This window comes from Methylobacter sp. Wu8 (assembly GCF_036440755.1).
Classification (GTDB): domain Bacteria; phylum Pseudomonadota; class Gammaproteobacteria; order Methylococcales; family Methylomonadaceae; genus Methylobacter_A; species Methylobacter_A tundripaludum_A.
The window spans coordinates 1-10,337 of the sequence record NZ_JAZGVT010000018.1 but is presented as its reverse complement, the minus strand read 5'-3'; the positions used below and the strand labels follow the sequence as shown (position 1 = coordinate 10,337).

Genomic DNA, 10,337 nt, shown 5'->3' with positions numbered 1-10,337 from the left:
TGAACCGTGGTATTGATGACGAACTAGGAGGAATTCAGCGCGTTCCCCACACCCGTGGGGATGAACCGAAAACTGTAGATTTATATTGAACTGTTTAAATGCGTTCCCCACACCCGTGGGGATGAACCGATTTAGGTACTTACGGAAATGATTACGGCCTAGCGTTCCCCACACCCGTGGGGATGAACCGTCTTACTGCTTTTTCACGCTTAGCCGATGCAAGCGTTCCCCACACCCGTGGGGATGAACCGTCGTGGCGCACTTGTTCGACAAACAGGCAGCCGCGTTCCCCACACCCGTGGGGATGAACCGTTGAACAACGTTTTAGAAATATCTGTTACCCCGCGTTCCCCACACCCGTGGGGATGAACCGCCATGATTACCAGCTCAATAAAAGAGGCGCGTGCGTTCCCCACACCCGTGGGGATGAACCGCGTAGGGAAACGACCTAGTGTTAAAATTGGCGGCGTTCCCCACACCCGTGGGGATGAACCGCCAGAATGCAGGATGTTGGTATTGAATCGTTCGCGTTCCCCACACCCGTGGGGATGAACCGCCGAATGGGGCGCGGTTGCCGGTGGCGTCGTAGCGTTCCCCACACCCGTGGGGATGAACCGTCAACACGGTGACGCTGGTTAAAATACACGCAGCGTTCCCCACACCCGTGGGGATGAACCGAAAACCGGATTATTATTCTAATGGGATTATTCGCGTTCCCCACACCCGTGGGGATGAACCGACAAAACTGCAAAACGTTTTGCGAACTCTGCTGCGTTCCCCACACCCGTGGGGATGAACCGACAGGACACAACCATTTGATCGTCTCATAGTCGCGTTCCCCACACCCGTGGGGATGAACCGACAGGACACAACCATTTGATCGTCTCATAGTCGCGTTCCCCACACCCGTGGGGATGAACCGGCTCTAGCAGTGGACGCAGTGTAAGAGCAGGAGCGTTCCCCACACCCGTGGGGATGAACCGGGCAATACCAGCGCTTATATGGGCATAGAAGCGCGTTCACCACACCCGTGGGGATGAACCGGTTTTTGACGAGTCATGGTGTTTTTGATTTTTTGGTATACAGACATACATAGGAGGCTGTCTTTATGATTAACCTTGAACCCACTACAGAGCAACGCATTCGACAGGCCGCTACGGAATCCGGTTTAACCATACAAACTTTTCTTGATCAGCTTATTGAGCGTTATCTATGTGACAAACTGGATATACAGCGAGCCGATTTGGCCATGTCAGAATCCGGCGAAATTTCGCTAGATGAGCTGAAAGCCAAATATGACTTATAAAGTTACACTTAAACCTCTTGCTGAAAAGCAATTTGCTAAGTTACTCAAGGACATACAAAAGCGTTTGTTCGCCGCCTTCGTAACGTTGGCCGATAACCCGCGTCCTTATGGCTCATTAAGCTGCAAGGCAATGCCAATTATAATCGAGTTAGAGTAGGGGATTATCGTATTGTTTACACCATTGCTGACCAGGAACTAAAAGTTTTGGTTTTAAGTCTTGGTCATCGTAGTGGTATTTACGACAAGCTATAGCCTAATTGCAGGACAGGCTGTATGCATGGCTTTGTGCTATACACAAGTTGTTCGTGGTGGATAAAAGAGCATTCAAAGCTTAGAAAATATTCACTTACAAGTCGTCAAAAGTGTCCTGTTTCCAATATTAGGATTGGGTTAAAAATAACTTCCTGAAATTACTGTCTTCTATCGGCAAACCGTGCGTGCTGACCCTTCGATAAGCTTAGGGCGAACGGAAAAATTTTACCTGGTCCATATCGGGAAGTTATTAATGACCGTATCCTGAGTTGTTTTGAGCCACCCAGTCTTGCAGCCGTTCCACCACCCATGTTCCGTCATCCAACGTCAGGTCGTGGCCTGCCCAGGGGTGGCGGCGCAGCTCCAGGTGCCATTTTTTGTGTATCGCCTCGGAGCAGGCCGGAGCGACCAAGCGGTCGCCTTGCCCGTTTAATAATAAAACCGGCTGCTTGGGTTTTATATCGCCGGGCCGATAGCTTGCAGCGGCTATGATCTGGCGGAAGCTGTTGTTAAGGCTGATGGGGCGCTCATTGTGTATTTTTGCCCAGGCTCGGCTTATCCGTTGATCCTGCGCCGCGCCAGTTCCCGGCTGGCTTGCGGCATACACACCATCCCTGGCGATATGTCGGCGATTACTGACCAACTGCAAAATTCCCGATTCCCGTTTATAGATGTCGCGGGTCATAACCAGAGCGGCAAAGTCCTTATAACTTTGCCAGCGCAGCCGCTGATAAAAGGGGCTTAAATCGGCAAAGCTGGTGTTCATCAGGGTTGCGCCGCAAATATCTTCGGGATAGCTTCTCATCCACTCCCAGGCGACCATCGCGCCCAGCGAAAGCGCCAGTATCGTTGCCGGTTGTTGTATGAAACCCCGCTCCAAAGCATGGCGGCGCACGTTGTCGGTGATCGCCTTGATCGTGCGCGGGCTGGGCTCCCGATAAAAACAACCGGTGCCGGGCAAATCGATCAGCGTTATTTGAGCGTCTGGAAACGCCGATTGTAAAAGTGGGATGAAATCGCCCCAGTGTGCCGACTCGCGCGCCAAGCCTCTCAGCAGAATCCAGTTTTTCCCAATCGTTTTATTCATACCAAAGACCCAATGCCTTTTTTTCATAGGCCGCTTTTTGCCGCGGTTTAAGTCCGGTCCATTTCTCGGGATACAACAGGCTGCGGTGCAAGAAATCAAACAGCATAAAATGCCGCCGGAAAATCCGTTGCTGGCGGTGAGGCAACAGCGGGTGAAACAAGCCATGCCGCGAGAACAGGTGCATCGGGCTTTTGCGCAGCCAAAGCCACGAACCCATTTCCAGCGTCAGCGGCAGGAATAAGCGTTCGGCCTCAAACCGCCGGACAAAATCATCGAACAGGTAATCCCACAGGTCGCCGTTAATGACGTATTCCAGGCAGGTCGGTTCAATCCTGTAGATATGGTGTTGGTAGCAACGGTCGAACAGTTCTTTCAAGGCCAGGGTTTCGGCAAGAAAGGCGAACGGGGTTTTGCGCGAGGCATACGGAAACCATAACCGGTCCTGAATGCCGAAACCCGAGTGCAAATCCAGCGCAATGGATAACGACGAGTTGAACAGGTGTTGATCGACGACGCGGCATAAGGCTTGCGCTTCCTTTTCCATTTTGGATTCGTTGCCGCGATACCAGGGCAGGCGTGGCGTGATGCGGTGGCCGCTGTAAAGGCGCGTCGAGCCTATGCCTTCTACGGGCGAATTGCGCATTAAATCGACGCCGTTGCCGTTAGAACGCGTACCCAGATAAACGCCGACCGGGTTGACGATGGGTACAAAAACCAGCCGGGATTTTTTTAGCCGGGCGAGGAATTCCTGATCCCAATCCAGCAACTGGATGATGGTTTCCATATAAGACAGGATCACTTCGGAACCGATTTTCTCCAGGCCATGCACGCCGCCGAAAAAGGCCAATACAGGCACATCGGGCTGGGTTGAACCCAGTGTGATGCAGTGAATCGGGAATTCGAGGTTTTGGTATTGAATCCGTTCTATGACCTCGGTTTGGGCGCGGTCTCCTAATTGCTCAATAATGCGTTCAAGTTGTTCGAGTTCAGGGAATTTAATGCCAGTCATAATCCGAATCAGCAGTTATAGTCTACGAAAAAACAAATATAACCCCATTCCCGGAAAAACAGGTTGCGATAATAATTCCTTTTTCATGCAGACTTTCAATGACGGGCGATCAGAATATCCGCGCTATTTTAAACGTAGAGATCATCAGGAAACCCTGAATTAAGAAAACGAGCGGCCAATAATTCAGGCTTTGAGGGAAGCTGCCGACAAGCAGAAAAAGCGCGGGGAACAGAACGCCGTTCACGGTAATAGGCACGCCTTCGAACCCCGTTCCTTCGGAAATATTATAGCGAGCAAGCCTAAGCATGCCGCAGGCGACAAAAAACAACGCGACTGCGACTCCTAAAACGCCGGGGGAGCTCAGCGAATAAAACAACAAGGCGGGGGCAACGCCAAAGGATACCAGGTCGGACATGGAGTCGATTTGTTTGCCGAAAAGATTCTTTTGATGCAGTAGGCCGGCTATTTTTCCGTCCAGCACATCGAACACCACCGCCAAAAACAGCAGCAATGCGCTTAAATCAAAAAAGCCGTCAATAGCCAGCAAAATCGAGAGGATGCCGCAGCACAGGTTTCCGACGGTAAAAATATCGGCAGTTTTCATCAGACTTAGAATTTTCATGGCGTAGCCTGTGGTTGGCGTTAGATGATCCTGGAAAAACCAGTTGAGCATTCCAAACCCCGCTCATTCTTCGACCGGGCTCAGGGCGAACGGGGTTTGGAATGCTCGCCTAAGGAAGCGCTGAACAAAATACTTCCGTTCATGGTTCGACAGGCTCAGGACGAACGGAATTAATACGTTACCGTTCGTCCTGAGCCTGTCGAAGGACTAAATCAGCGCTTCCCTAATGGGGGAGCGTGAAATCCGCTCACCCCATTCGACAAGGCTCTCCTGAGCGTAGCCGAAAGGCTCAGCACGAACGGATTTCACTTGTTCCAACTGATTTTTTTAGGAAGATGCTTCCTTGGATAACTCCAAAACCCTCCCGGTCTGAATTATCCGCCGGCGAACTTTCGGAAATTTTTTCCCAAATCAGGTCCCTGGTTTCAATACTGACGGCATGGCGGCTTTTTCCCGAGCTGTTGATGATAGGAAGAAAGCTAAGCCGCACCTCGATTTTATCCAGGGTCAGCATCTTGATTAAATGCGGCACGAAGCCGTCATCGCCGACAAAAGGCGCGTATTGTTTGGCTGAGCCTTGATATTGAAGGGCTACGGGTTGAATGGCGGACCGGGTTAATAGCGCCGGCTGAAATAGGGAGGAGTGAAAGTTCAGCACCTCATCGCCCTTAGTCGTGGTGCCTTCAGGAAAAGCGATAATATTGCTGTTTTGCTTTAACAGCCAGGCCATCTTTTCGGCGGTGCTTCGAATATGCTGTTTATCGCCGCGGCGGATAAAAATAGTGCCGCCTTGTTTGGCCAGATAGCCGATCACAGGCCAGCCTGAAATATCGCTCTTGGCGACAAAACAGGCCGGTAAGTATTGGCCGATAACGATGATGTCCAGCCAGGAGATGTGATTGCTGACCAGGATGGCGCGCCGTTCCGGCAGCTCGCCCTCTTTGCTTATATGCAGGTTGACGATGGCGCTGAACCTTTGCAGCCAGCGGGCTTTGATCGCATCCTTTTTGAGGTTGGCGGCGCGCGCCGAATAGATAAAACCAAGCACGGGAAAAACGCCCGCCGCTAGAAACAGTCCATTGATAAACAGGATCAGGATCTGGAAAAGTTTATAGTACAGCCGTATTTTCGCTTTCATTAGCAGCCTGCGCCGTGCTCTGCTCCCGACGGGTCGGCGGCATGCAAGCCGACCCTGGCGATCGCCGCGTCAGTTCCCGGCCTGCTTTCGGCATAGCCGCGCATGTAGTGTTTGCTGTAGCGTTCTTGCAATTGGTCCAGCGGTAAAAGCATGAATAAATCCATGCAGTTAAAATCTTCATCCCAGCAAGGTTCGCCGCAGACCACGGCGCCGAAACGGAAATAAGCCTTCAGCAACGGAGGAATGCCCGATTCGTCCCGTTCGCATCTTAATTCATGGGGTACGGCGATGCTGGGAGTGACTTGAATAGAGGAGGGGGCGATATTTTTTGCGTCGATATTCCGGTAAACCGCATCCACCGCAAAGCCGCTGGGGCCCGGCGTAATGCTCGCGCAACCGAGCAAGTAATTAAACCGCCCTTCGAGCGCGTATTGCACCAGCGCCGACCAAAGCGTGGTTAAAACCGCGCTGCCGCGATAATCGGGATCGACGCAAGTCCGGCCTATTTCCAGGAAGCGGCCGGGCAACGTTAACACCTGATCCAGATTGAATTCGCTTTGCGAATAAAACCGGCCTAATTTTTCGGCTTGGTCTTGGTTAAGCAGGCGCGTGTAGCCGACTATCTTTTTATTGAGGTTGTCGTAGACAATCAAATGGTCGCAATAACTATCGACCTCATCATAATCCAGGCCTTCCGATTCGGTTTTGAGCTTGGCGCCCATTTCTTTGGCAAACACGCGGAAACGTAAGGCTTGGGCTTCTTTGATCAGTGCGTCGGCTCCCGACTGGCTTGCAGCATACACACCATCCCTGGCGATAATAAAACATTCCAGCCGTTTGGCGGGTTTGATCTGAATTGTCGCATCTATGTTGTTCATGGGTATCCACATGGTTAAATAAAGATGCGGGTACATTAGTGAATAAAGATGTCAGTTTCGCGTCGAATCGATGAACATCAAATGACAGAACGGTTAAGTTTTGATGACAATTTGCTTATGCAGTCGAGGGGGCATGAAATTAAGCACAATGATACGGTAGGAGCGGGCCGCGCCCGCGGCATTTGGCCAACGATTACAGGCTTGCTGTTCCTTCATTGCGGGCATGGCCCGTTCCGCTACAACGGCAGCAAGGCCGCGCTGTCGCAAAACCGCCTTAAGCGCGCCGATTGTAGGCTTTTCGACATCTTGACCGGCCCCGCTTCCCGGTAAATCAGCACGCAGTACATGGCGCTGTTTTTGCTTGGCAGTGTTATTTACACCGGCAAACAACGATGAAACTTTTTCTTGACAGATCCGGTCGCCAAAACGCCGGCATTCTCTACGCAGCCATTACAACCGGGCAGGAGCTCCTATGAAACTGCAAATCGAACGCTGTTATGTCGAAAGCCTGATCGAAGCTTTCCCACATCAAACGGCCCTGAAAGAACAACTGCGATTCGGCAACCGGGCCGAAGTGTTTTACCGGCAACTGGCCGCGGATGAATGGGGTTTTTTACACGATCTGTATCAATCCTCGGGCGCAAAAAGCCAAGCGGCGCTGCTGGCGACCCTGCAAACCGCGCTGCATGACGGCGGCGAGCGTTACGAGGCCGAACAACTGGAGAAAGTGCTGCCGAGCATCACCCGCTACCTGATCGACGACGCCGAACGCGGCTGGCTATTCCAGGCCGACGCCAAGGGCCGGACCTGTGCCTATTTGATTACCCGGCTCGATTACACGCCGCCCGGCGAGGAAGAGGCGGGCCGCATCCTGATCGAGCTGAAAGCCAATGCCAAAGGCAAGATCGCGATTGAAACGCTGGTCATCCGCGCCAAGGACATCGCCGGACAAACCATTCCTGAGATCTTCGCCGCGAAAGGCTATCTTAAGGAAACGCCGGAGCTGATCGCCGTTTACGACGAAGCCGCCGAGCGTTATTTCGACTGGCGCGGCCGCTACGGCGAACAGTTTTCCGGCTGGGGTACCGCGGTTTATGTCGAAGATCCTAGCTCCAGCCACCGCAGCAGCGACTGGACGCGCAAGAACACCGTGGTGCTGTCGTCCGCGGGCGGCGCCTGCCGTTTGGTTAACGACGAAAACATCCTCAGCGAGCGGGCTTTATCATTGGAAGCATCCGGCGACATCCTCGGCAAATACCTGCGCAAGGCCGGTAACAGCATGCGTTACGACAGCAAAACAGAAAGCGCGATGGAAGCCTCGAAAGCCGACATTCCCAAAGGCGTATTCACCGAGTTGCCGGTACACGGCTACATCCTGATGTTTCACCTGGAACTGCATCATCATGTCTGGGTGCATGTCGACGATATGGCCCCTTACCAATACCAGCCGGAGTTGAAACAAAAGTTGATTTTGCCGCCGGAGCAGACCGACCTGATCGACATCCTGACCGCCGAAATGGACATGCTGATGGACGACATCGTCGCCGGTAAATCCGGCGGCACTACGGTGCTGTGCGCGGGGCCTGCCGGAGTCGGCAAAACCCTGACCGCCGAAGTTTATTCGGAAATCATCAAGCGTCCGCTGTACCGGGTGCATTCCGGGCAATTAGGCCTGAATGTCGCGGAAATGGAAAAAGTGCTGAAAGAAACGCTGATCCGCGCCCAGCGCTGGGGTGCGGTCATGCTGATCGACGAGGCCGACGTCTACATCAAGCGCCGTAGCGACAATCTGGCCTCCAACGCCGTGGTCGGCGTGTTTTTGCGGGTGCTGGAATATTTCAACGGCCTGCTGTTTTTAACCACCAACCGCGTCGACGACATCGACGAAGCGATTATTTCCCGCTGCATTGCAATGATCAAATACCATGCCCCGAACAGCGCCGACCGCCGCAAAATCTGGGGAGTGATGACCGAGCAGTTTGCGTTGCCGCTGGATCAGGCGTTGATCGAGCAGTTGGCCGAATTGTTCCCAACCGCGACCGGCCGCGACATCAAGGGCTTGACCAAACTGGTCGCGAAGTTTTGCCTGCAAAAGCAGTTGGAGCCGAGTTTGGAAGTGTTCAAGCGTTGTTCGGTGTTTCGGGGGCTGGAATTGGCGGGTGTGGATCAAGATTGACGGGAGCGCTGTAGTGTTGCAGACAGAATTCCCGAGCCGGAGCGTGGGAACTATTGATCAAGATAGAAGGGCAAGTTTATGACCATCAACCCAAACGCCGACAGCATCGCTCAATTTTGCCGGTATATAGACGACTGCAAACCGGCGTTAAAAGCACAATACCAACAGCTGCTTGCTCAGGATTTGTCCAGGCAACAATGGGACGGCTGTTTTCAACGCAATGTGTCGGCGGTTTTGACGCAAGCTTATGACGAGGCGCTCGCCCACTTGAAAACGCTGCCATTCGACAGCGCCGCGACGCCGGTCAATCGAGGCTTATCGGAATTAACCCGGCAAGCGCTGACGGCTTTCGACGGATTCGTCGACGATTTTTTAGTGTTCGTTGTCGATAAGCACCGCACCTCCTGCGCCTTGTCCAATTTCCCGGATGAACATAAACCGGACAAAGCTTACGTTAACGAGGTGAAACACGAAATCGCCGGGCTTTGGCGGAACTTCGCCTTGAATGTTAATGGGCATTTTCTGGAATGCGGATAAAGCTGTCTTTTGAATCACACAGGAAAAATTGAATGAAATTGTATTTAACGCCCGGCTCCTGCTCGACAGGCATCCATATTTTAATGGAAGAACTGGAACTGGTTTTCGAAGCGCATCTGGTCAATCTAATGACCGGGGACCAAAACAAGCCGGAATATCTTGCGTTGAACCCCAAAGCCACGATCCCGACGCTGGTGCGTAACGACGGCACAGCACTGACCGAGTTTCAAGCAATCGCCTATTGGCTGGCGCGAAGCTACCCCAAAGCCAAACTGTTGCCCGGCGACCCGGACGGCGACGCGCGCGTCATTGAGCTGATGGATTATGTCGTCGGCACTGTTCACGGTCAGGGTTTTACCCGGATTTTTACGACCGACCGGTTTGCATTCAACGAAGCCGATTTTGAAGCCGTGAGAATCCAAGGCATGGACATCGTTAAGCGCGGTTTTGCCGTCATTAACGGTGTTCTGTCGCCTCAAGGCTATGTCATGGACGCCTTCACTATCGCCGATGCCGCTTTGTTTTATGTCGAATTTTGGGCCTACAAAACCGGCATCGTGCTGCCGGAAAATTGCCAAAAACACTATGACTTGATGCTTGAGCGTCCTGTGGTAAGGCGAGTCTTGATGGAAGAAGGCTATCGGTTGGATTAGCCTGAAAACCGCAGTCTGGCGTTCCGGGCCATTCATGCTTCGACAGGCTCAGTACGAACGGCCCTCACACCCGCCAACTGCGGTTTTTAGAATTAACGGCCCGTATTGAACCCGTTTTCCAATAACAAATGAGGTGAACATAAAATGACATTGATCGAAAAAACCGGGGCTCTTATCGTAGGCTATGACCTGATTGATAACGATCATGATGAATTTATCGGTCTGTTAAACAAGCTGGATGCAGCCGACAATGCGAATTTTCCGGCCCTGTTCCAGCAATTGTACGAGCAGAGCGAACGGCATTTTGAACGGGAGAATGAGTTGATGAAGCAATTTTCTTATCCGGGAGAGACTGAACACAAAGGCGAACATCAGCGTGTGCTCGGAGAATTCAAGCAATTCAAATCGCGGGTTGATAAAGGATTGATTGCATTCGGCCGCTCGTTTGTCAAAGACCGTCTCCCGCAATGGTTCGGACTGCATGTGGCGACGATGGACAGCGCGCTGGCGGCGCACATCAACAAGCAGACCGAAGCGTAAGATTGATGCGACCTTGCTGCGGGTGCAGTGTAATGTTTTTATTACCATGAAGATCATGAAGATCATGAAGATCATGAAGATCATGAAGATCATGAAGATCATGAAGATCATGAAGATCATGAAGATCATGAAGATCATG

The 10,337-nt window shown here is 52.2% G+C and carries 12 protein-coding genes and 1 CRISPR repeat array; of the genes, 7 read left to right on the top strand and 5 right to left on the bottom strand.

Translation table 11 applies throughout. The features are described 5' to 3' along the window. Nucleotides 1–39 precede the first annotated feature (39 nt). A CRISPR array of direct repeats spans nt 40–1,044; the repeat unit is 22 nt; unit sequence CCACACCCGTGGGGATGAACCG. A 64-nt stretch (nt 1,045–1,108) separates the two neighbouring features. Both V3O24_RS00735 and V3O24_RS00730 read left to right on the top strand, forming a co-directional pair. Then, a complete protein-coding gene (locus V3O24_RS00735) occupies nt 1,109–1,306 on the top strand; it encodes a hypothetical protein (RefSeq protein ID WP_331305713.1) in 198 nt (65 codons plus the stop codon). A gap of 114 nt (nt 1,307–1,420) precedes the next feature. After that, nucleotides 1,421–1,558 (top strand): type II toxin-antitoxin system RelE/ParE family toxin, encoded by a 138-nt coding sequence (locus V3O24_RS00730; protein WP_331305714.1) that lies wholly within the window; start codon nt 1,421–1,423, stop codon nt 1,556–1,558. A gap of 250 nt (nt 1,559–1,808) precedes the next feature. On the opposite strand, the gene V3O24_RS00725 is transcribed toward V3O24_RS00730, so the two are convergent. The 5 genes from V3O24_RS00725 to V3O24_RS00705 form a co-directional block, all read right to left on the bottom strand. After that, nucleotides 1,809–2,645 (bottom strand): alpha/beta hydrolase, encoded by an 837-nt coding sequence (locus tag V3O24_RS00725; RefSeq protein WP_331305712.1) that lies wholly within the window; start codon nt 2,643–2,645, stop codon nt 1,809–1,811. Beyond that, nucleotides 2,638–3,654, bottom strand: a complete 1,017-nt coding sequence (locus V3O24_RS00720) for a M14 family zinc carboxypeptidase (RefSeq protein WP_331305711.1) — start codon at nt 3,652–3,654, stop codon at nt 2,638–2,640. The genes V3O24_RS00725 and V3O24_RS00720 overlap by 8 nt, the downstream gene beginning before the upstream one ends. A gap of 109 nt (nt 3,655–3,763) precedes the next feature. Next, nucleotides 3,764–4,276 (bottom strand): CDP-diacylglycerol--serine O-phosphatidyltransferase, encoded by a 513-nt coding sequence (gene pssA / locus V3O24_RS00715; RefSeq protein ID WP_331305710.1) that lies wholly within the window; start codon nt 4,274–4,276, stop codon nt 3,764–3,766. Nucleotides 4,277–4,565: 289 nt separating this feature from the next. Continuing rightward, nucleotides 4,566–5,414 (bottom strand): lysophospholipid acyltransferase family protein, encoded by an 849-nt coding sequence (locus V3O24_RS00710; protein ID WP_331305709.1) that lies wholly within the window; start codon nt 5,412–5,414, stop codon nt 4,566–4,568. Then, the gene (locus V3O24_RS00705) at nt 5,414–6,292 is read right to left on the bottom strand and encodes a GNAT family N-acetyltransferase (protein WP_331305708.1); all 879 of its coding nucleotides are present in this window, start codon (nt 6,290–6,292) and stop codon (nt 5,414–5,416) included. The genes V3O24_RS00710 and V3O24_RS00705 overlap by 1 nt, the downstream gene beginning before the upstream one ends. An 81-nt stretch (nt 6,293–6,373) precedes the next feature. Here V3O24_RS00705 and V3O24_RS00700 point away from each other — a divergent pair, with 81 nt between their 5' ends. The 5 genes from V3O24_RS00700 to V3O24_RS00680 all read left to right on the top strand — a co-directional run bounded on the left by V3O24_RS00700 (nt 6,374) and on the right by V3O24_RS00680 (nt 10,198). Next, nucleotides 6,374–6,622: a hypothetical protein gene (locus V3O24_RS00700; protein ID WP_331305707.1), complete on the top strand. Its 249-nt coding sequence runs from the start codon at nt 6,374–6,376 to the stop codon at nt 6,620–6,622. Between the two features lie 142 nt (nt 6,623–6,764). After that, nucleotides 6,765–8,468: an ATP-binding protein gene (locus tag V3O24_RS00695; RefSeq protein ID WP_331305706.1), complete on the top strand. Its 1,704-nt coding sequence runs from the start codon at nt 6,765–6,767 to the stop codon at nt 8,466–8,468. Nucleotides 8,469–8,546: 78 nt separating this feature from the next. Next, complete coding sequence (locus V3O24_RS00690; protein WP_331305705.1) at nt 8,547–9,005, top strand: amine oxidase; 459 nt, start codon at nt 8,547–8,549, stop codon at nt 9,003–9,005. 32 nt (nt 9,006–9,037) lie between these two features. After that, nucleotides 9,038–9,658 carry a glutathione S-transferase family protein gene (locus V3O24_RS00685; protein WP_331305703.1) on the top strand — a complete coding sequence of 207 codons (621 nt, stop codon included), beginning with the start codon at nt 9,038–9,040 and terminating at the stop codon, nt 9,656–9,658. Between the two features lie 144 nt (nt 9,659–9,802). After that, nucleotides 9,803–10,198, top strand: coding sequence for a hemerythrin domain-containing protein (locus V3O24_RS00680; protein WP_331305702.1), 396 nt, complete (start codon nt 9,803–9,805; stop codon nt 10,196–10,198). The last annotated feature ends 139 nt before the right edge of the window (nt 10,199–10,337 follow it).

Coding starts and splice junctions, on each gene's coding strand:
- pssA (WP_331305710.1), bottom strand. CDS start 4,276: ATGAAAATTCTAAGTCTGATGAAAACTGCCGATATTTTTACCGTCGGA.
- V3O24_RS00710 (WP_331305709.1), bottom strand. CDS start 5,414: ATGAAAGCGAAAATACGGCTGTACTATAAACTTTTCCAGATCCTGATC.
- V3O24_RS00690 (WP_331305705.1), top strand. CDS start 8,547: ATGACCATCAACCCAAACGCCGACAGCATCGCTCAATTTTGCCGGTAT.
- V3O24_RS00685 (WP_331305703.1), top strand. CDS start 9,038: ATGAAATTGTATTTAACGCCCGGCTCCTGCTCGACAGGCATCCATATT.
- V3O24_RS00735 (WP_331305713.1), top strand. CDS start 1,109: ATGATTAACCTTGAACCCACTACAGAGCAACGCATTCGACAGGCCGCT.
- V3O24_RS00700 (WP_331305707.1), top strand. CDS start 6,374: ATGACAGAACGGTTAAGTTTTGATGACAATTTGCTTATGCAGTCGAGG.
- V3O24_RS00705 (WP_331305708.1), bottom strand. CDS start 6,292: ATGAACAACATAGATGCGACAATTCAGATCAAACCCGCCAAACGGCTG.
- V3O24_RS00725 (WP_331305712.1), bottom strand. CDS start 2,645: ATGAATAAAACGATTGGGAAAAACTGGATTCTGCTGAGAGGCTTGGCG.
- V3O24_RS00680 (WP_331305702.1), top strand. CDS start 9,803: ATGACATTGATCGAAAAAACCGGGGCTCTTATCGTAGGCTATGACCTG.
- V3O24_RS00695 (WP_331305706.1), top strand. CDS start 6,765: ATGAAACTGCAAATCGAACGCTGTTATGTCGAAAGCCTGATCGAAGCT.
- V3O24_RS00720 (WP_331305711.1), bottom strand. CDS start 3,654: ATGACTGGCATTAAATTCCCTGAACTCGAACAACTTGAACGCATTATT.